The organism is Arthrobacter sp. BGA-UO-ETr-C19 (assembly GCF_059568005.1).
This window is the reverse complement of record NZ_JCAQPC010000023.1, coordinates 552800-572024: the sequence shown is the minus strand read 5'-3', so window position 1 is coordinate 572024 and position 19225 is coordinate 552800. Positions and strand designations below refer to the sequence as shown.

Annotated in this window: 25 protein-coding genes; 13 read left to right on the top strand and 12 right to left on the bottom strand. The window is 66.5% G+C overall.

What is annotated here, in order from left to right; genetic code table 11:
* Positions 1-69: 69 nt before the first annotated feature.
* From AC57BR_RS18760 to AC57BR_RS18750, 3 genes are read left to right on the top strand one after another with little or no spacing between them, the layout of a single operon-like run.
* A complete protein-coding gene (locus tag AC57BR_RS18760; protein WP_496363355.1) occupies positions 70-756 on the top strand; it encodes an ANTAR domain-containing protein in 687 nt (228 codons plus the stop codon).
* Positions 757-766: 10 nt separating this feature from the next.
* Positions 767-1504 (top strand): DUF72 domain-containing protein, encoded by a 738-nt coding sequence (locus AC57BR_RS18755; RefSeq protein ID WP_496363277.1) that lies wholly within the window; start codon positions 767-769, stop codon positions 1502-1504.
* Between the two features lie 52 nt (positions 1505-1556).
* The gene (locus tag AC57BR_RS18750; protein WP_496363275.1) at positions 1557-2630 is read left to right on the top strand and encodes an App1 family protein phosphatidate phosphatase; all 1074 of its coding nucleotides are present in this window, start codon (positions 1557-1559) and stop codon (positions 2628-2630) included.
* Between the two features lie 42 nt (positions 2631-2672).
* Here the strand turns inward: AC57BR_RS18750 and AC57BR_RS18745 are convergent, their stop codons facing one another.
* Positions 2673-4241, bottom strand: a complete 1569-nt coding sequence (locus AC57BR_RS18745; RefSeq protein WP_496363273.1) for a glycoside hydrolase family 1 protein — start codon at positions 4239-4241, stop codon at positions 2673-2675.
* Positions 4242-4556: 315 nt separating this feature from the next.
* Between AC57BR_RS18745 and AC57BR_RS18740 the strand changes: the two genes are divergently transcribed.
* The gene (locus AC57BR_RS18740) at positions 4557-6080 is read left to right on the top strand and encodes an AAA family ATPase (RefSeq protein ID WP_496363271.1); all 1524 of its coding nucleotides are present in this window, start codon (positions 4557-4559) and stop codon (positions 6078-6080) included.
* A 12-nt stretch (positions 6081-6092) separates the two neighbouring features.
* On the opposite strand, the gene AC57BR_RS18735 is transcribed toward AC57BR_RS18740, so the two are convergent.
* The 3 genes from AC57BR_RS18735 to AC57BR_RS18725 form a co-directional block, all read right to left on the bottom strand.
* Positions 6093-6482, bottom strand: coding sequence for a hypothetical protein (locus tag AC57BR_RS18735; protein ID WP_496363269.1), 390 nt, complete (start codon positions 6480-6482; stop codon positions 6093-6095).
* A gap of 33 nt (positions 6483-6515) precedes the next feature.
* A complete protein-coding gene (locus AC57BR_RS18730) occupies positions 6516-6854 on the bottom strand; it encodes a J domain-containing protein (protein ID WP_496363267.1) in 339 nt (112 codons plus the stop codon).
* Between the two features lie 109 nt (positions 6855-6963).
* Positions 6964-7386: an Hsp20/alpha crystallin family protein gene (locus AC57BR_RS18725; RefSeq protein WP_496363353.1), complete on the bottom strand. Its 423-nt coding sequence runs from the start codon at positions 7384-7386 to the stop codon at positions 6964-6966.
* A 139-nt stretch (positions 7387-7525) separates the two neighbouring features.
* Between AC57BR_RS18725 and AC57BR_RS18720 the strand changes: the two genes are divergently transcribed.
* Positions 7526-7906 carry a MerR family transcriptional regulator gene (locus AC57BR_RS18720; protein ID WP_496363265.1) on the top strand — a complete coding sequence of 127 codons (381 nt, stop codon included), beginning with the start codon at positions 7526-7528 and terminating at the stop codon, positions 7904-7906.
* Positions 7907-7926: 20 nt separating this feature from the next.
* Here AC57BR_RS18720 and AC57BR_RS18715 read toward each other — a convergent pair whose 3' ends face one another.
* Both AC57BR_RS18715 and AC57BR_RS18710 read right to left on the bottom strand, forming a co-directional pair.
* The gene (locus AC57BR_RS18715) at positions 7927-8232 is read right to left on the bottom strand and encodes an MmcQ/YjbR family DNA-binding protein (protein ID WP_496363263.1); all 306 of its coding nucleotides are present in this window, start codon (positions 8230-8232) and stop codon (positions 7927-7929) included.
* A 4-nt stretch (positions 8233-8236) separates the two neighbouring features.
* Positions 8237-9013, bottom strand: coding sequence for a phosphatase PAP2 family protein (locus tag AC57BR_RS18710; RefSeq protein ID WP_496363261.1), 777 nt, complete (start codon positions 9011-9013; stop codon positions 8237-8239).
* A 152-nt stretch (positions 9014-9165) separates the two neighbouring features.
* Between AC57BR_RS18710 and AC57BR_RS18705 the strand changes: the two genes are divergently transcribed.
* The 3 genes from AC57BR_RS18705 (at position 9166) to AC57BR_RS18695 (ending at position 11407) form a co-directional block, all read left to right on the top strand.
* Positions 9166-9408, top strand: coding sequence for a hypothetical protein (locus AC57BR_RS18705; RefSeq protein WP_496363259.1), 243 nt, complete (start codon positions 9166-9168; stop codon positions 9406-9408).
* A 104-nt stretch (positions 9409-9512) separates the two neighbouring features.
* Complete coding sequence (locus AC57BR_RS18700) at positions 9513-9710, top strand: hypothetical protein (protein WP_307105216.1); 198 nt, start codon at positions 9513-9515, stop codon at positions 9708-9710.
* Between the two features lie 110 nt (positions 9711-9820).
* A complete protein-coding gene (locus AC57BR_RS18695; protein ID WP_496363257.1) occupies positions 9821-11407 on the top strand; it encodes an alkaline phosphatase D family protein in 1587 nt (528 codons plus the stop codon).
* Between the two features lie 111 nt (positions 11408-11518).
* Here the strand turns inward: AC57BR_RS18695 and AC57BR_RS18690 are convergent, their stop codons facing one another.
* Positions 11519-12391 (bottom strand): NAD-dependent epimerase/dehydratase family protein, encoded by an 873-nt coding sequence (locus tag AC57BR_RS18690; RefSeq protein ID WP_496363255.1) that lies wholly within the window; start codon positions 12389-12391, stop codon positions 11519-11521.
* Positions 12392-12678: 287 nt separating this feature from the next.
* On the opposite strand from AC57BR_RS18690, the gene AC57BR_RS18685 reads away from it, so the two are divergent.
* Positions 12679-13422 (top strand): ANTAR domain-containing protein, encoded by a 744-nt coding sequence (locus AC57BR_RS18685; protein ID WP_496363253.1) that lies wholly within the window; start codon positions 12679-12681, stop codon positions 13420-13422.
* A 24-nt stretch (positions 13423-13446) separates the two neighbouring features.
* On the opposite strand, the gene AC57BR_RS18680 is transcribed toward AC57BR_RS18685, so the two are convergent.
* A complete protein-coding gene (locus AC57BR_RS18680; protein ID WP_496363251.1) occupies positions 13447-13938 on the bottom strand; it encodes an Hsp20/alpha crystallin family protein in 492 nt (163 codons plus the stop codon).
* Between the two features lie 379 nt (positions 13939-14317).
* Here AC57BR_RS18680 and AC57BR_RS18675 point away from each other — a divergent pair, with 379 nt between their 5' ends.
* Positions 14318-14689, top strand: coding sequence for a hypothetical protein (locus AC57BR_RS18675; RefSeq protein WP_496363249.1), 372 nt, complete (start codon positions 14318-14320; stop codon positions 14687-14689).
* On the opposite strand, the gene AC57BR_RS18670 is transcribed toward AC57BR_RS18675, so the two are convergent.
* Positions 14667-15281, bottom strand: coding sequence for a TetR/AcrR family transcriptional regulator (locus AC57BR_RS18670; RefSeq protein ID WP_496363247.1), 615 nt, complete (start codon positions 15279-15281; stop codon positions 14667-14669). The two genes, AC57BR_RS18675 and AC57BR_RS18670, sit on opposite strands and share 23 nt — an antisense overlap.
* Before the next feature lie 137 nt (positions 15282-15418).
* On the opposite strand from AC57BR_RS18670, the gene AC57BR_RS18665 reads away from it, so the two are divergent.
* From AC57BR_RS18665 to AC57BR_RS18655, 3 genes are all read left to right on the top strand, one after another.
* Positions 15419-15655 carry a hypothetical protein gene (locus AC57BR_RS18665; protein WP_496363245.1) on the top strand — a complete coding sequence of 79 codons (237 nt, stop codon included), beginning with the start codon at positions 15419-15421 and terminating at the stop codon, positions 15653-15655.
* A 153-nt stretch (positions 15656-15808) separates the two neighbouring features.
* On the top strand, positions 15809-16288 hold the full coding sequence (locus tag AC57BR_RS18660) for a sensor histidine kinase (RefSeq protein WP_496363243.1): 480 nt from the start codon (positions 15809-15811) through the stop codon (positions 16286-16288).
* A 56-nt stretch (positions 16289-16344) separates the two neighbouring features.
* Positions 16345-17040, top strand: coding sequence for a nucleoside/nucleotide kinase family protein (locus AC57BR_RS18655; RefSeq protein ID WP_496363241.1), 696 nt, complete (start codon positions 16345-16347; stop codon positions 17038-17040).
* Here the strand turns inward: AC57BR_RS18655 and AC57BR_RS18650 are convergent, their stop codons facing one another.
* Genes AC57BR_RS18650 through AC57BR_RS18640 form a run of 3 tightly spaced genes read right to left on the bottom strand, consistent with a single transcriptional unit; the run spans position 17041 to position 19156 of the window.
* Positions 17041-17286, bottom strand: coding sequence for a hypothetical protein (locus AC57BR_RS18650; RefSeq protein ID WP_496363239.1), 246 nt, complete (start codon positions 17284-17286; stop codon positions 17041-17043).
* Positions 17287-17336: 50 nt separating this feature from the next.
* A complete protein-coding gene (locus AC57BR_RS18645; protein ID WP_496363237.1) occupies positions 17337-18068 on the bottom strand; it encodes a hypothetical protein in 732 nt (243 codons plus the stop codon).
* A gap of 41 nt (positions 18069-18109) precedes the next feature.
* Positions 18110-19156 carry an LLM class flavin-dependent oxidoreductase gene (locus AC57BR_RS18640; RefSeq protein WP_496363235.1) on the bottom strand — a complete coding sequence of 349 codons (1047 nt, stop codon included), beginning with the start codon at positions 19154-19156 and terminating at the stop codon, positions 18110-18112.
* Between the last annotated feature and the right edge of the window lie 69 nt (positions 19157-19225).

The window sequence follows — 19225 nt, the reverse complement described above, 5'->3', positions numbered from 1 at the left end:
AGCGCGGAAGTGGAGCCTTGCGTGGAGAGTCGCTTGAACGAAACCGACGTGGTGGGGCACGTCCAGGACATGCTGCTGGACACCCAGGACGTCCAGGATTTCCTCGAGGAGCTGGCACGGTTCTCGGCCGAGCGCATGTCGGGGCCGCGCGGCCAGATCTATTGCGGCATTACCCTCCTGCGGCACCGTTCGGCGGCCACCGTGGCCAGCAGCGGTGAGCACGCCCGGGCACTGGACGAAATCCAGTACCAGTTTGACGACGGCCCCTGCCTTCGCTCCTGCCGGGAGGGTGTCCTGGTCCACGTTCCGGACTTCGAGCTCGACACCGAATTCCCGGACTACAACGGCACCGTGCTGAAAAACGGCATCCGTTCGGTTCTTGCTGTCCCCTTCGAACTGCCGGGCGCCGACGCACGGGCCGGACTCAACCTGTACTCCGAGAAGCCGAACGTCTTTGACGCCGCCGCCGTGGAGAGCGCCATCAGCCATGTCAGCCAGGCCTCCAAGGGTCTCCGGCTCGCGGTCATGCTCGCCCAGCGCAACGACAACGCCGCCAACCTGAGGCGGGCGATGGAGTCACGGACCATCATCGACACCGCTGTGGGGATCATCATTGCGCAGAACCGCTGCAGCCAGGAGGACGCCATCAACCTGATCAAGTCGGCGTCAAGCACGCGCAACCTGAAGCTGCGCGATGTCGCTGCGGCCATCGTGGAGTCTGCCGGCGGCGGCCCCGTGACTACCCACTTCGAGTGACGTCCAGCCGATGAACATCCACATCGGCACGTCCGGCTGGAGCTACGACCACTGGGAGAATGTGCTGTACCCGCCCCGACTTCCCACACGGGACAGGCTGCAGCACTACGTGGCAAGGTTCAGCACGGTGGAACTGAATGCCAGCTTCTACCGCTGGCCGCGGGACACCACGTTCGCCGGCTGGCGGACTCGGCTGCCGCCCGGTTTCGCCCTGTCCGTCAAAGCCCCCCGCGGGCTCACACACGGCAAGAAGCTGTTCGCCCCGGAAGTCTGGATCGAACGCATCTCGCGGTGCTGGCACGAACTCGGTGACAAGCGCGCGGTACTGCTGGTCCAGCTGCCTCCGGACATGGCGAGGGATGACGCCCGGCTGGACTACTTCCTCGGCGCCATCCCGGACTGGATCCGGGTGGCGGTGGAGTTCCGGCATCCGAGCTGGGAGCAGCCGGAGGTGTACGGGCTGCTGGAACGGCACCAGGCGGCGTACACCATCATGAGCGGCGCCAACCTGCCCTGCAACCTCCGGGCGACCGCACCGTTCGTCTACGTCAGGCTGCACGGGCCCGACCACCAGCACCTGTACGGCGGTTCCTACTCGGACGAGGAACTGGGCTGGTGGGCGGACAGGATCCGGGAGTGGCGCAGCTCCGGAAGAGAAGTCTTCGCGTATTTCAACAACGACGGCGGCGGCAACGCCGTGCGTAACGCGGCCACTCTGCGGGGCATGCTGGGAGACGGCGGCGAGTAACAGAGCGCAGGCGGGCAGCCCATGGGCGGCTGCCCTGTGGCAGAGTGAAGGCATGGACATGGCGTCACAGGAATCACCGTTGTCAGGGACGAGCTTGTCAGGGACGCGCGTCTTCCGTCTGGCCCACTGGCTATCCGACTCGATCAATACGGCGCGCCTGAAACTGGCACGCCGCTGGAAGTTTGAGCCCAAGACGATCGCGTATCAGGGCTACGGCTCCACAGAATGGGTCCGGGTCCTGGGCAGGGTGGTGCTGGCCAGCAAGCCCGTGCCCGGCAGCCGCGCCGACCATGCCGCCCGGAACGGCACCGAGAATGTGCGCGGCTGGCGCGCCTTCACCAGCGTTCCCATCCCCCGTTCCGAGGTGGAGATTGAGATCGGCGGAACGGTCACGAAGGTCAAGGCCGACCGCGGCGGGCTGGTGGACATCGACATACCGGTGGTCCTCGCCCCCGGGTGGCACACCGCCATACTCCGTTCCGTGGACGCCGAACCGGCGGAAGCAAGCATTCTTGTCATTGCCCCGGATACAAAGTTCGGCATTGTCTCCGACATTGACGACACCGTCATGGTGACGGCCTTGCCCCGGCCGTTCCTGGCGCTCTGGAACACTTTTGTGCTGAGCGAGCGGGCCAGGATGGCCACCCCCGGGATGGCGGTGCTGCTGGACCGGCTCAGCGTTGAGCATCCCGACGCGCCGGTCATCTATCTTTCGACGGGTCCCTGGAACGCGGCGCCCACCCTCGCGCGGTTCCTGACCCGGAACATGTATCCGGCCGGCCCGCTGCTCCTGACGGACTGGGGACTAACGCAGGACCGCTGGTTCCGGAGCGGCCAGGAGCACAAGCGCCGCAACCTTGAGCGGCTGGCGGCCGAGTTCCCGCACATGCGCTGGCTCCTGATAGGCGACAACGGCCAGCACGACGAGCAGATCTACTCGCAGTTCACGCAGCACAACGCGGACAAGGTGGCGGCCATCGCCATCCGGCAGCTGTCCGTGAGCGAGGCCGTCTTCGCCGGCGGCCACTCCGAGGACGGGGACCACAGCGCCTCGACGGTGCCGTGGATCTACTCCCCCGACGGGGCGGGCATAGCCCGCCAGCTCCGGGAGCTCGAACTGCTCTAGCTGCCCGAACTGGTGACCGGACTTCTCAGGTGACCGGACTTCTCAGGTGACCGGCCCGCCGTCGGAGGTGCCGCCGTCGGAAATCCCAGCGTCTGTCAGCATTCCGCCCGTCACAGCGCTGTCCGGCCCTGCTGCCGCAGCGGCGACGGCGGCATCCGCCGAGGCTGCCAGCTTCCGTTCCTCCTGGAGTTCCTGGAACCAGTAGAACGAGGCCTTCGGCGTGCGCACCTGCGTCTCAAAATCCACGTGCACCAAGCCGAACGGCTGCTTGTAGCCCCCCGACCATTCGAAGTTGTCCATGAACGACCAGACGTAGTAGCCGCGCAGGTCGATCCGTTCGGCTTCGCCGCCGGGGGCGGTGGCGCGGAGGGCGGTGCCGAGGTGGTCGGAGAGGTAGCGGAGCCGCCGCTCGTCGGGGATGAAGGTCCGGTTGGTGGACTTGTCGCGGACCTTGACGTCCACGAAGCTCGCGCCGCCCTCCGTGATGATCACCGGCGGAAGGTTCGGATAGCGTTCGGCCATTTCCTTGAGCGCCACGGCCATGTACTCGGGCTTCACGGGCCAGCCATAGGCAGTGGTTTCCGTGTCCGGCCACGGTTCGATGTGCAGCGGGGCGCCGGGCGTGGCGTCCTTAAGGTCATCCCCCATCGCCTCAGCCATCGCCGCCGGCACGGGGCTGTCGCCGCCGCCGGCCGCCACCCGGGTGGGCATGTAATAGTTCATGCCGTAGAAATCCAGCGGCTGGGAGATGACGGCCATGTCCTCATCCGGATGGTCGAAGGACGAGAAGAACTTCGCCGCGCGGATCAGGTCCGGATACTTTCCGGTGAGCACGGGGTCCGCGTAGAGCCGGTTCTGCGCCACATCCATGGCTCCGGCGCTGATCCAGTCGAGAGGGTTGCCGGAGTTGGGGACAACGGGTGAGTACACGTTGGTCATCCCGATTTCGCCGGGCACCTTCGCGGCCCGCAGCGCCTGCAGCGCCAGGCCGTGGCCCAGCAACTGGTGGTGCACGGTGGGCAGGCCGTTGGCGAAGTCCGCCTTCCCCGGGGAGTGCAGGCCCAGGGCGTAGCCGTTGGTGGTCACGGTGGCGGGTTCGTTGATGGTTACCCAGCGCGCCACGCGGTCTCCGTAGGCGGCAGCGGCGATGGCGGCGAACTCCCCCAGCCGGTATGCGGTATCGCGGTTGAGCCAGCCGCCGTCCTCGTCGAGGGCCAGCGGTGTGTCCCAGTGGTAAAGCGTGACCATCGGTGATATTTCGTTTGCCAGCAGCTCGTCCAGCAGCCGGTCATAGAAGTCGAGCCCTGCACGGTTCACCGCTCCACGGCCATCCGGCTGGATCCGCGGCCAGGCCAGTGAGAACCGGTAGGAATCGATGCCCAGTTCCTTCATGAGGGCGACGTCCTGCGGCATGCGGTGGTAGTGGTCGCACGCCACAGCCGGGCTGTGGCCGTCCACGATCGTCCCGGGCTTGGCTGCGAAGACGTCCCAGCCGGCGGGTCCGCGGCCGTCCTCGTCGAGCGCCCCTTCAATCTGGAACGCTGCTGTAGCCACCCCAAGGGTGAATCCCGTCGGAACCATGGCGGCCAATTCTTTGGCGGAAGGATGCATCGCTGGACCTCTGTGACGTTGTAAACGGCCGGTAGGCTAAAACTTCAGATTGCCGGATTCTACCCCTCAGGGCGCCGCACTGGCCGGGTTAATCACGGAAATCACGTTACCGGCCGGGTCCTTGAACCATGCGAAGCTGGAAAACGAACCCTTGGGCGCAAACATGGCCTTCTCCTTCGACGGCTCCAGTCCTTCGGCAGCTCAGGAGGACTGCGGTATCTCCAGACTGCGGTACCTCCCCAGAATGGCACAGGCCCGGGCCTCTGACGAGAGGTCCGCGGCGTGGTCTTGACCGCCGCTGGTAGGGTCTGCGACATGGATGAAAAATTGGGGAAGTTCATCGACGATTTCGCACAGCTGGTTCAGATCGCCCAGTCCGGGCAGCACCGTGTGCAGGCCGGAACCCAGCTGCTAACAACAATTACCGAGCACCTGGCCGTGCCCGCCGAATCACTCGCGGTGGTGGTGGAGGAGGTGCCCGCGCACCGGTTCGTGGACGCAGACATCCTGATGGCCGAACTGGCCGCCGAGGACGAGCAATTCCGGCTGGTGGGCATCGGCGGCGGCGACCAGCGCCACCACCAGTCCCTGAGCGACATGCTGCAGCAGTCGCAGTTCTTTCCGCAGTTTCCGTTGTCCCAGCCCGACTACATCAACCTTGCCGTGGGACCGGATGAACAGCGGCAGGCCGTGGCCCTGGGCCTGTGGCTGTTCCGGCACGCTGGCAGCCCTGTTGCGGTCCTGCAGCGGGACGCGGCGCCGCGGTACGGGCGGCAGACGGCGTGCCTCGAGGTCCTGGCCGCCGATGCGAAAAATGCGGCAGACTTCCTGGCCGAGTTCGGCAGGCGAATGCAGCGCGGCAGCATCCTGAAAGGCCAGGTCATTTCCCTGGTCATGGGCGAGTACGGGCCCAGTAGCGGCGGCGTGACGTTCCACGCCCGGCCGGAGCTCACCGCCTCCGACGTCATCCTTCCCGAGGGGCTGCTCCAGAAGGTGGCTGATCATGCCCTGGGCATCGCCGCACACCGGGAGTCGCTGCACGAGTACGGCCAGCACCTCAAGCGGGGCATCCTGCTATACGGCAAACCGGGGACGGGCAAGACCCACACGGTGCGGTACCTGCTGAGCCAGAGCGCCGGCATCACCGCGGTCCTGCTGTCCGGAGGATCCCTGGCAAGGATTTCCGAGGCGGCAGCCATGGCCCGGGCCCTGCAGCCTTCGATCGTTGTGCTGGAGGACTGCGACCTGATCGCCGAGGACCGGAGCTTCGGGCACGGGCCGCAGCCGCTGCTGTTCGAGGTGCTGGATGCCATGGACGGCCTGGACCACGACGCCGACGTCGCCTTCGTCCTCACCACAAACCGGGTGGACATGCTCGAGCGGGCCCTCGCACAGCGCCCGGGCCGCGTTGACCTGGCCGTGGACGTTCCGCTGCCGGCCCTGGACGAGCGCATCGGACTGGTGACGATGTATGCGCGCGGCATTCCGTTCAGCCCGGACGCCGTCCGCGATGCCGCCGCCCGCACTGAGGGAACCACCGCCTCGTTCGCGCGCGAACTGGTCCGTCGGGCCGTCGTGCATGCCGCACTCGACGGCGCCCCCGTGTCGGACAGCCACCTGCTCGAAGCGGTGGAAGAACTGATGGCCGACGGCGAGACCCTCACCAGGAGCCTGCTGGGCAGCGGCCCCGCCGGCGGCGGGGACGGACAGGGCAGCTTCGGAGGTCCCGGTTACCCGGAGCATGGATTTGGCGGGCCCGGCTTCAGCGGTCCAGGTTTCCCCGGTCCGGGGTTCCCCGGGCCCGACTTTGGCAGCGTCGGCTTCTCCGGGCCGGGTTAGTCAACCGGCAGGCTAGTCAACCAGCGGCGGCGGGCCGAAGAGGAATTCGTTGGCGTGGGACACGGCCTTGCGGAAAGCATCGTTCCGCAAGGCGACCAGGTTCGCAGAGCTGTCGGCGCCGGGCTCAAGGAACTGGGTCAGGCCCGGGCGAAGCACCCAAATGTCCCCGGCGGGGGGCAGGTAGAACACCCCGAACGTACGGTGCTGGTGGTCGTCGTCGGACCAGATGGGCACCACGGCCAGGGCGGCACCGGTTGCGGGGTTGATCCACTGTGCGCGGGGCAGCGGCTCCTCATGGGCCTCGGGGTCCAGGAACGGTGCTGTGCCCTTGCCCCAGCGCTGTTCGAAGCGCTCGTGGAAGGCCGGGATCAGGTGGGAGTCGTAGCGGCGCCAATCGCTCATGGCTAGGGTTCTCCTCTGGCGTTCAGGTTGGTTTCAGGTCCACGGACCGCTCTCCCACCGGACGGGTGTGACGCGCAGCGGCGGTTCCCGGTGCCGGGTCACGTGGACGGGAATGCTTTGTGGTTGCCTGGGCGGTGCCTCAGCATCCCCGGACCGATCAATCGCGCGGTCGTAGGCGGCGCGGCGCTTGGGGTCCCGAAGCACGGCGAAGGCCTGCATGACGAGTTGCAGTTCGGCCGGCACGGCTTCACCGCTGGCAACATCCGGATGGTGGCGCCGCATCTGCGCGCGGTAGGCGCGGGCTATTTCCTGCTGCGACGCTCCGTGCGGAATCTGCAGCACCGCATAGTAATCCGGTGAGGGGCTGGTCATGGCTGAAGCCTGTTGCCGTTGTCCTGGTTGTGGTTGGTGGCCGCTGGCAGGGGCGGGCCTTTGAATCCGGCTGGAAGCCGCAGGCCGCCCCCGCCAGCGCGGCGGCCGGCTACGTCTCGATCTGGTGCAGCTGGCCCTTGCTTTCAATCTCGATCTTCCGCGGCTTTGCCTGCTCGGCAACCGGGATCCGCAGTGTCAGGACGCCAAGGTCGTAGCTGGCCTTGATGTTCTCCGCGTCCAAGGTGTCGCCGAGAATGAGCTGGCGGCTGAAGACGCCGCGTGGCCGCTCGGAGACCACCAGTTCAACGTTGGGCTGGGTGGCCTCCCGGCGCTCCGCCCGGACAGTGAGGACGTTCCTCTCGACGTTCAGGTCCACGGCATCGGGCGAAATCCCGGGCAGGTCAAACGCCACTACAAACTCCCCGTCTTCCTGCCACGCATCCATCGGCATGGCCGCCGGACGGGCTGCTGTCCCGAAGACCTGCTGGGTGAGCCGGTCCAGCTCACGGAACGGGTCAGTACGGATAAGCATCATTTCCCACTCCCTTCAGCATGTAGGCTTTATGGCTATCCGCCACCTCTTTATCTATGGTGGTGGATATAGATTTTTTATAGCACCGGTGACAAACTGGTGCAAGAGGAAGATCAAGAAAATCCGGACGGGGAATCGCATGGCCAACCGGGACGGCGCCGGGCGCGGGCTGTACGCCATTTCTGTAGTGGCCGAGCTCGTGGGAACGGGCCAGCAAAACATCCGGCTCTATGAGCGCCGCGGCCTGCTGACCCCCGAAAGGACCGACGGCGGCACCCGCCAGTACAGCGAATCTGACCTCGCGGTCCTGCGCCGCATCGCTGAACTCCTGGACGAAGGGCTCAACCTGGCCGGTGTGGCCAAGGTGCTGGAACTGGAAATGGACAACGCCCGGCTCCGGCTTCAGCTGCAGCGGGCCCGCGCACGCAGCGGCCGCACAGCGGACCGCCCGGAGGACAGTGCCGGCGCAGTGGACAGCGCCCGCGCAGTGGACAACACCGATCCCGAGGACGGCACCTGAGGACTGCCGGCACCTGAGGACTACATCCGGCCTCCGGCGAGCAGGAAGGAGTCCTCGAGCAGTTCGGCGAGCTGGTCGCCGTCGACCCTTGAAAGCCGGACAAGGACCAACTGGGGCGACCGCTCATGGTGCGGCGTCCAAAAGTACGTCTCCGGATCCGTTCCGGCGAGAGCCTCGCGCTCCGCGGTCTTGACCGTGAGCACGCCCGTTTCCCAGATGCGGGCCATCAGGGTTTTGGCGAACCAGGCCGGCTGGTTCCAACTGGCGCGTTCGGTCACGCCCGGCAGTGCGAGGCAGATCCGGCGGACATCGGCTTCGGTGGCCATGCCTTCAGTCCGGGGCGTCGGCTTTGGAGAGTTCGCCGGTGACCTCTTCGCCCGGCACCCGGGCGGTGCGCCAGGTGTCCACGGCAATCACCGCGCCGAGCACCACCAGCGACAGCGACACCGACGCCACGGCGTCGCTCACCCAGTGGTAGCCCAGATAGAGCCTGCTGACGGAGGCCAGGAAAACGCCGATGATGGCGACAACAAAACTGACGACGGCGGCCTTCGGGTTCCGGTGCCGGGAAAAGACCAGGAACGTGGTCACCAGCAGGAAGTCGGACGCGCCCAGGACGTGGCCGGACGGAAAGGAAAATGTTTGGTCGGCGCCGAACAGCATCTGGTCCACGGGCGGGCGTTCCCGTTCGACGGACCTGCCGATGAGCTGCGCCAGTCCCACGCCGGTGAGCATGGCCGCCGCCAGCAGGATCGGCCGCCAGGCATGCTTCGCCAGGATGCCCCACGCCACGGTGACTATCAGCACGATGATGGGCAGCCCCACGGGTCCGAAGATGATGGCAAGGATGATCATCACCACGGTCAGCGCACCCGATCGCGTGGTCAGCAGCCACCTCTGTGCTTCATCGTCAGCGCTGGCCAGCCCGTCTTTCTGCAGGACACCGGCGAGTGTGAAGAAGAAGACCGTTGCCCCCACGAGGGCAAGGATGATCGCCGTCGCGTAGAGCGCTTTCCTCGCGCCGGGTTCCATATACCGCTCTTCGACCACGAACTTGTCATGGAAGACCTGCCACCGGCCCTGCTTGCCCGCTGATTCTTCTGCCACCTTAAAGACCGCCTGTGCGCTGGGGAAAACTGCCTAGAAGTGAAGGTTATCCCTGTTCCGCGCCGGGGCGGCAGAAATCGTAAGCCCCCTTACGGATGCCTTCCCCCGCTGTTACGGTAAAGCTTCCAGCCCACGAGGTCTCAGGAGACGACATGAGCACTGAAGGAACCGGCCAGGAAGACCAGAACAGCGGAACGCCACCGCATACCCAAGGGGACGGCGTCCCGGACTCCGGCGCCGGCGTCGCGGTGGGAGCGGGCGAGCCGAACACTTTCGAACCGGAAGAAGGCACGGACAGCACGCGGACCGGAACGCCAAGCGACGACCAGATCGCCACGGCGGAGGACACCCCGGACGTCGAGGAGACACCGGTGGACACCACCGAACCCAGCTGACCTGGCAGAACCGATAGACCCGTTCCGGTAGCCCTGTCCGGAATGACAGGTGCGGTGGATAATTAGTCACACATTGAAGTGGCAACGGGGCTACGGAGGCTGCCGTGAGGATCATCGGAACGCTTGTGGTCATCTGGCTCATCGTCGGGGTTTTCGCCGCATTTCAGCGGGGCTACTTCGGCGGCTCCCCTGACTCCTGCACGGAGGCCGGAACCGTGGCGATCACCATCGCCGCCGGACCGCTGAACTACATGGGCGCCAACCCCAAGCTGACCTGCGAAGTGCCCCAACCTTCCAAGTAAGCGCGGCCCTTCTCCGGACGGCGCAGACCCGGAAGGCCGCCCCCTACCGTTCACGTGCGATTCATTCGCGCGTCCTCGCCTGTCCAAGCTGCCTCGTTAGTTTCGGGGCCATGGACATCACGCGCAGAACACTCATCACCAGCAGCCTCGGAGCCGGCCTCGTTATCGCCCTGCCCGGCACCGCCGTCGCCGATCCCCGGAATGCAGAAGCGAGCCTCTCCACGGATCCCTTCACCCTCGGCGTCGCGTCCGGCGACCCCTGGCCCGACGGCTTCGTGCTCTGGACCCGGCTCGCACTCAACCCGCTCGCGGAAGACGGGCTGGGCGGCATGCCGTCCCGCGTGGTCACCGTGGCCTGGGAGGTCGCCGAGGACGCCGCGATGCGGAATGTAGTCCAGCGCGGCGTGGAACAGGCCCGGCCGGAAAGCGCCCACTCCGTCCATGCGGAGCTGCGCGGCCTGAAGCCGGGGCGCGAATACTTCTACCGGTTCCGCGCCGGCCGCCACATCAGCCCCGTCGGCCGCACACTGACCAGCCCGGCCCGGGACGAAACGCCCGCGGCCCTGTCCATGTCCTTCGCCAGCTGCGCCCAGTACGAGCACGGCTACTTCACGGCCTACCGCCGGCTCGCGGAGGACCAGCCGGACCTCGTCCTCCACCTCGGCGACTACCAGTACGAGTACAAGAAGGGCTCCTATGTGACCGGCGGCGGAAACGTCCGCGACCACGAGGGTCCGGAGACGGTGACTCTGGAGAACTACCGCCAGCGCCATGCCCAGTACAAAGCCGACGCCGACCTCCAGGCTGCGCACGCCGCGGCGCCGTGGCTGGTGGTCTGGGATGACCACGAGGTGGACAACAACTGGGCTGACGAGGTGCCGGAAAACGCGGACCCGGCCCAGCTGAACGACACTGCGGCCAACTTCAGGAAACGCCGGGCCGCCGCGTTCCAGGCGTACTACGAGAACATGCCGCTTCGTGCGCCGTCCATGCCCGCCGGTGCGGACATGAAGATTTACCGGACCGTTCAGTGGGGACAGCTCGCCAACTTCCACATGATGGACACCCGCCAGTACCGGGACGACCAGCTGGCCGGGGACGGCTGGCGGAAGAACGTCCAGGAGCGCCTGGCGGAGAACCGGACCATCACCGGAGCCGACCAGGAGCAGTGGCTGCTGGACGGGTTCCGGAAGTCCAAGGCGCGCTGGGACCTGCTGGGCCAGCAGGTGTTTTTCGCCGAGCGTGACCGCAACCAGGCCGCCGACATCGACGACATGTCCATGGACGGCTGGGACGGGTACGCGTCCTCCCGCCGACGGATCACCCAGGGGTGGGTGGACGCGAAGGTGCGCAACGCCGTCGTCCTCACCGGCGACGTGCACCGCAACTGGGCCAACAACGTCAAGGTTGACTACAAGAACCCGGACGCACCGGTGGTCGGATCGGAGCTCGTATGCACCTCCGTCACCTCCACCGGCAACGGGACAGGCTCCGTCACGGACCCCACCATGGCCTGGAACGAGCACCTGAAGTTCTACAATGACCAGCGCGGCTACGTCCGGACCACCATCACGAAGGATTCCCTGACGGCTGACTTCCGCGTCCTGGACTACGTCAACACTCCGGGTTCGGCGGTCAGTACCAAGGCCTCCTTCCGGATCGACGACGGCGTGCCGGGCCTGCAACCCCGCGCCTAGCCGGCGCCGCCCGCCGGCGCCCACCGGCCACCGGCCACAGCGCGAACGGGCACCTGTGCCCCACCCGTGCGGGGCTCCAGTGTCCGTTCGCGCCCCGTCGTCTGCTGGCCCTCAGTCCTCGGTGGGCGTCGTGCGGTTCGAGTGGTAGTTCCGCCAGCTGTGCTCGGGCGCGTAGCCAAGGAGCCGCCTGGCCTTGTCGATGGAGAGCAGAGTCTCGTGCTCGCCCAGTTCCTTCGTGACTTTCACCCGCGGAAACACTTCCTCCGCCAGGCTGGCACTGGAGCGGCTCATGACGGTGTCCTCGTTGGCAACTATGAACGACTCAAACCCCGGCGTGCGGTATTCCAGCGCGCGTGCCACCGCCTGGGCGCCGTCGCGCGCGTCGATGTATCCCCAGAGGTTCCACTTGCGACGGGCGGCATCCGAGTCAAAGGACGGAAACTCGTCGTAGTCCTCCGGATCCATGACGTTGGAGAAGCGGAGCCCCACGATGCTCAGCTCCGGGTCCCAGCGCGTCATCTGGATGGCCATCTGCTCCTCCAAATGCTTCACCAGCGAGTAGGTGCTCTCCGGGCGGGCCGGATACTCCTCGTCCACCGGGATGTAGGGAGGGTCGACGTCGAACGGCAGTCCCAGCACCGTCTCACTGGACGCGTACACGATTTTCTTGATGCCGGCCCTGCGGGCCGACTGGAACACGTTGTAGGTGGACAGCATGTTGTTTTCGAATGTGGCGGCATCGGGCACCAGCCCTGGAGCGGGGATTGCACCCAGATGGACGATCGCGTCGAAGCCCTGGTGGCGGTCGTCCAGGCCCAGGATGACGTCGACAACCTGCCCGTAGTTGCGCAGATCCACGGCAACGAAGTGCGGACTCCGGTTGCCCGTCCGGTCCAGGTTAAGGACCGAATGCCCGTCCGCCACAAGCCTGCGGACCACGTTCCGTCCGAGCTTTCCACTGCCTCCCGTTACGGCAATTCTCACCGCGGCCTCCTTCTGTTTTGGGCCGGCCCCTCGCCCGGGCGGCCGTGCTCCGTCGGCCGCAGCGGCTCTCGCCGCCCGGCACCTTCCCCCAGCCTAGGGCCCACGGCTGTAACCGCGGCCATGGCGCGTGCGGAACTGGTGTATATTTTCTCGGTACGGTTTAGCAGAAGGCCGTTGGATTGTTGTTCGATCCGGCACCTTGCTCGCTGCTATCCGCCCCGGCCATGGGGTCCCTGCGCTGCGCCCGCCGGGTCGTCTTGACCTGAGCGAAACGGTACCGAAAGATCGTGGCCAGCGAGTCGACCGCAAAACCTGAAACCTCAATCACGGAGCACCTGAACGAGCTTGTGCTCACCAGCTCCGACGTGGGTGAATTCCTCCACGAGCTCGCCCGGATCTCTGCACGCAGCCTCTCCGAACCCGGGGACGAAGTCCTCTGCGGCGTGACCCTGTTGCGGCACCGCAAGGCGGCAACCGTGGCGAGCAGCAGCCCCGAGGCGCAGGCCATGGACGAGATCCAGTACGACTTCGGCGACGGGCCCTGCATGACGGCATCGCGCGAGCAGGTCACCATCCACATCACGGACCTCGAAAACCACGACCGCTGGAACAGCTACGCCGAGAAGGTGCTCGGGTACGGCGTCCGCTCGATCCTCGCCATTCCGTTCGTACTCGAGGGCGAGACGCGGGCCGCCCTGAACCTCTACTCACACCGGCCGGGCCGTTTCGAGGGGCGGGTCCTTGAACTGGCGCAGGACTTCGTCAGCCAGACGTCGATGGCGCTGCGTTTGGCCGTGCGCTTCGCCCACTACAGTGACGCGGCGGCCAACCTCAAAGCCACTCTGGAAACCCGCACAGTGATCGACGTCGCCGTCGGCGTGATCATGGCGCAGAACAGGTGCAGCCAGGAGGAAGCCTTCGAGCTGCTCAAGGCTGCCTCGAGTACGCGCAACATCAAGCTACGCAGCGTTGCGACGTCGATCGTTGACTCGCTTGGACAGGGCCCGGCAAAGACCCACTACGAGGGCTGAGCTGCCGGGCGGCTGTGTGTACTGCTAGGGGCCACCGAAAGTCTGGCCTTCCGGTTCCTGCCCCATAGTGCGTGAGGATCCGCCGGATCCTGCACCGGCAGTTCCGGCGCTGCGGGAGACGCGGATCTTCTGGCCGCCCGCCGCGGACTCGTCGGTCAACGGAACGCGCACTTCCAGAACGCCGTCAGTGTAGGAGGCGCGGATATCCTCCTGGTTCACCGGGGCGGGAAGGCTTACGGTCCGCGAAAATGTGCCAAAGCGGAATTCCGAGCGGTACCCTTCCTTGTCCTTGTGCTCCGATTTTTCTTCACGGCGGACGGTGATCTGCAACTGGCTGCCGGCCAAGGTGATGTCTACGTCATTGTCAGGATCAATACCCGGCGCTTCGGCCTTCACCACCAATGAGCCGGCCTCACGGTATTCCTCAACCCGCAGCCAGGCATCCAAATCCCCCTCCAGCAAGCGGCGGAAGGGTTCCGGGATGTCGACGCCGGCACGCCTGAATATGTTGGTCATCGCTGTTACCTCCTGTCAGCTTCCGGCCCCATTGCAGGATGCGGAGGACCGGAATGGGTCCCAACACCAACAAAGCTACGCCCTTGCCGGACGCTTGTCAGGCGGCCGTCCGGGGGCTTGCGAAACGGCGAACCTCCCCGCGGTCGGCCGCTCAGTGACCGGGATTCCTGAGAGTTTCCCTATGAAAATCCGGGAAGTTTCTGGCATATGCCAACACGCCGGGGCCGGAGGCTGCAATTTCACCAAACAGGCCCCCCAATGCCGCATGCAGCGTGCCTGTCGAGGGGTGCCGGCACCGAGGTTTTCACAGGAGGAATACCGCACATTGGCGCCATGCAAAGGATCATGCCGCCAACCGCGAACATTCACGGAGGTCCCGATGGACGCTAGTGTCCCACCCCCTGCTGAGCCCGAATGGCTGAAGATGGCTGCTGAACCGGAGCGGTGCACCCAGGAGGCACCGGATGCGCTGGAAGTTTTCTGCAGGGACTCGCTGAGGTCCATTGACAAGACCGTGATGCGCGCCCAGGTGATCGAACTTATCCTGGACATCCTCGCCACCACGGATGTCCAGTCCGAGGCCCGGCAGCGGCTGTTGCGGCATCTGGCTTCCCACCCGGGGTCCCCCGAACAAGCACTGCTGTGCCACCTGAGCGAGAACGCCTGCCTCCCGCCGGCGACGGGCTCCAGCAGCCTCGAGGCGGGTGGCTATCTCCCGGCCGGCGGCGTCAGCTCCGGTGGTGCTCGATGAGCCAACCTGCCATCTGCTGCGCCCGCTTGGAAGCGAGGAAATCGCCTTCCGTCGCGGAAATGATGGAGCCCTTCATCAGGATGTGCCAGGAGCGTGCGAATTCGTCAGGGCGTTCCAGCCCCGCCTCCTCGGCAAGTGCCTGGATGTGGCCCCGGATTCTGGCGAGGTAGCCGATGCTGGCCTCGCCAAGCGGATGCCCCGGTCCCATCTCAAGGAGGACATTGATGAACGTGCACGCTTCGAAATCGTCCCGCTGGAACCAGTCACCGAACACGTCGAAAATGGCCAGCAGCCGGCCTTCGGGGGTGGTCCCCCTGCGCCTCGCCTCGGAGACAATCAGGTCCACCGTCCAAACTTGGTCGCGGAGTGCGAGGAAAGCCAGAACCAGTGCATCCTTGGACGGGAAGTGGCGGTAAAAAGTGGATTTAGCTACGCCGGACCGTTCGATCAGCTCATTGATGCCGACGTCCCGCACGCCGCGGTGGGAGAAAAGCTCGTAGGCAGTGCCGAGGATCCGGTCCACGGGTTCACTATGGCCGGTCCGCACCTCTTCAGGCAGCAAGGCATCCCCGGTTGCATCAGGAGCACTCATTAGAGAATCAGTGTACCTTGGGACTGGCAGAGACAGACCTGTCTGTCTTATTGTTTTAGGAACATGACACCTCGTCATCGGGAACACGGGTTCTCGGCGCTGGCGTCACTGCAATGGAGCAGAATGGGAGGGTACCGATGGACGACGATATCCGCGCGGTGGAAGAAGCCGTGGCGACGCTGGAATCCGCAAAAGCAGAGCACGACCCGGCAGCTGCAACCCTGCAGCATGCAGTCGCCGCGGCCGTTACCCACGGCAAGCCGATCCGCGAAGTAGCCGAGGCGGCGCACATGACAGCGTTGGAGGTCCTCGACGCAGCCGACGCCGCCACGTATCCGCAACGGGCGCTTCAGCCTTGGATCTTGGCCACGTAGGTGCGCGCAAGACCTTACGAAAACTTGATTGGATTCCGAGTTAAACCTGCGGCAAGCCTGATCGGCCCGCGCCACCCTTAAGCATCAGCCCCTGGAGGAGCGATCCTTCCAGGAAAAGCATGCAACTAGGACCGCAAGGAAGCGGGGGGCGCCATGAACCAGTCAGTAGCTCTCGAGGAAGTCGTCGCAGTCGGCGGCGTCATCACCGATCGGCAGCCCGTGGACTTTCACCGGCTGGGGCTCGCCGGCTGCATTGACCGGCTCACGGTCCCGCTGCGCCGCCAGGGCACCTGCGTCCATTGGGAGACGCCCCATCACGGCGTCGAGATCTCGTCCGGCTGCGCCTCACTGCTGTATCAGTCTGCGCAGGAGGCGCTGAGCAACACGTTCAAACATGCCCACGCCACGGATGTCACTGTCCGCCTTGCCGCCGTTTTCCACGGCATCCGCCTGATGGTCACCGACAACGGCACCGGCTTCGAAGCAGCTCCACCGGCAGCAGGGACAGACGAGAGCGATCGAGCGGGGCTCAAGACCATTTCACAGGCGGTCGAGGAAGCAGGCGGGACTGTAAGCATCAACTCGGCCCCCGGCACTGGCACGGCCATCACCATTACCATTCCGCTGGACTGAACTGCGCACGTCACAGCACGCGCCTGCGCTCCCGGGCCTGGCCTAGGATGCTGTGCATGACCCTTCCGAACGTTGAGCCGCAAGACGTTGAGCCGCAAGACGGCGAGCGCGGGGCCGTCCGGGCTTTCGAATCCGCGGAGATCCAGCAGTCCGTCGCCGAACTGCGCAGCCGGCTGACCGCCGGCCACCGGATTCTGCTCGGGGTGGCTGGTTCCCCGGGCTCGGGCAAGTCCACCTTCTCGTCCTGCCTCGCCGACGCCTTGGGCCCTGATTCCGCCCTCGTGGTGCCTATGGACGGCTTCCACCTGGGCAACGCCATCATTGACGGCACTCCCCTGCGCCAGCGCAAGGGCGCACCGGACACGTTCGACGTCGGCGGTTACCTTTCGCTCCTGCAGCGCCTTGCGCGCCGGGACGAGGACATTGTGTACGCGCCGGAGTTCCGGCGGACGATCGATGAGCCCGTGGCCGCGTCACTCGCCATACCGGCCGCCGTCCCCGTCATCATCACCGAGGGCAACTACCTGCTCAGCGACGGTCCGCGCTGGCAGCAGGTGCGGGCACAACTTGACGAAGTGTGGTTCATCGACACACCGCACAGTCTGCGCCTTGCCCGCCTGGTTCAACGGCACATGTTCTACGGCATGGACCGCGCTGCGGCCGAGGCCTGGGCCAACGGGCCGGACGCGGCCAATGCCCGCCTGATCGAGGCCACGCGCTCCCGCGCCGACAGGATCATCAGCTGGTTCTAGCTACCTGTCCTCGGCATCCCACAGCCCGGATTCGTCCGCGGCCTCTTCCGGCTTGTGCCCGCCCTCCGGCGCTCCACTGCCGACGTAGCTGGCGGGCACTGTTCCGCCCGCCTGTGTCATCTGTTCCTCACGGATGTTGTGCGCCGTGCCAGCCTCGGGATGGGGCTGCTCGTGTTCGACGGCGTCCGGGTCGCCTGGGCCCCTAAGGCCGCTGGGCTCTTCCGCATTGCGCTTGCTGTCGGTCATGCCACTGCCTCTCACTGGGAAATGCCGGTCGCGTCCCAGTCTAGGCACACCTAGGTTCGCCGCAGCGAGCTTGCCAGAAGCCAGAGGGTCCAGACCAGGATGAGCGCGATGCCGGCCAGCGTGGGCACCGTGTTGCTGCCCGAGAAGCCTTCGGTTCCGATGATCCAGCCCTGGGCCAGATACGCGGCCCCGGACAGTCCCATGAGATAACCCACGGGCCGGGGGAACCCGGGCGAGCTGCCCACCGCGACGGCAACCAGGATGAGGGCCGCACCCAGTACGAAGCTTTGGTAGCTGCGCATCCCCCACTCCAGCCAGCGCATGTCCTCCGCAGCCGCAAAACGAGCGGCCTTCTGCGCCCCTTCAGCGCCAGCCCAGGCATCCACGGAATGCTTCAGCGCCACCCCGTCGACCGCCTGCAGTGCGCCGTAGAGCGCCAGCGCGGCGACGGCCGCCCAGCTGCCAAGCCGCGCCGCCCAGGCGGTGCGTCCGGGCAGGCGGCCGGCCACGGATGCAAGCACCAGCAGCCCGGTGATGAGGGCTGACATGCCCGCGAACTGCCCCAGGTGCACACCGATCCACACCTCGCTTCGGGCGTACTCGGCGAACGCGGCAGCATGGTCGTTCGCAGTCGCCCCCTCGGGATGCAGGGCGCCGGCGGCGAAGGACACCACGACGCCGGACACCAGCAGGACCGCAGCCAAGCGCCGGGCGCCCCGGCCGCCCTCGTGACCCCGGCCGCCGTCGTGATTCTGGCCAGTGGGAACGTGATTCCTGTCCATGGCAACCGCCCTTCCGGGAGGAACCCTCCGATGCCAGTAGCCTAAGCCCGCTCCGGCACATCCCGCGGCGCCCATCCCAGGGACGGCGCAACGTGCCGGGCGATGGCTGCCAGCAGCTTGGCGTTGTACTCCACGCCGAGCTGGTTGGGGACGGTGAGCAGGAGCGTGTCCGCCGCCTGCACCGCGGCGTCGGCGGCGAGCTCCCCGGCGATGACGTCCGGCTCACCGATGTAGCTCTTGCCGAAGCGTGCCAGGGTGCCGTCGAGGGCGCCCACCTGGTCCCGGCCCTCGCGAAGGGCACTCAGTCCGAAGTACCGCCGGTCCTCGTCGTCGGCCAGCGGAAGGACGCTGCGGCTGACCGAAACCCGCGGCTCGCGGCCGTGCCCGGCCGCCGCCCATGCCGCACGGAACAGGGCGATCTGCTCAGCCTGGAGCTCGTGGAACGGCACCCCGGTGTCCTCGGTTAGCAGCGTGGAACTCATCAGGTTCATACCGCGCTCGGCCGCCCAGACCGCCGTCTTCCGGGTCCCGGCGCCCCACCAGATCCGCTCGGGCAGACCCTCGGAGCGGGGCTGGACGGCCAGCAGCCCGGTGGCCCCTCCGGCGTACCGCGGGTCGGCCTCCACGACGCCGGCTCCGGCGATGGCCCGCCGGAACTCCTCGGCGTGCCTGCGCGCCATGTCGGCATCCGTCTCGCCCTCCCGCGGCACATACCCGAACGCCGCCGCGCCGTTCCGTGCGGACTCAGGTGAGCCGCGGCTGATGCCAAGCTGGAGCCGGCCGCCGCTGATAAGGTCCGTGGCCGCCGCCTCCTCCGCCATGTAGAGCGGATTCTCGTAGCGCATGTCGATGACGCCGGTGCCGAGCTCAATGCGGCTGGTGCGGGCCGCGGCGGCCGCGAGCAGCGGAAACGGCGACGCCTGCTGGCGCGCGAAATGGTGTACGCGGAAAAACGCACCGTCGATGCCCAGCTCCTCCGCGGCCACGGCCAGCTCTATCCCCTGCAGGAGCGCATCGCGCGCCGTCCGGGTGCGGGAACCCTGCACCGGGCCCCAGTGGCCGAAGGACAGGAAGCCAATTCGTTTCATGCCCTGCACAACATCCCCGTCTCCGCTGCCATTCCTGCAGGCTACGCCCTGTGACAGGCCGCGCGCACC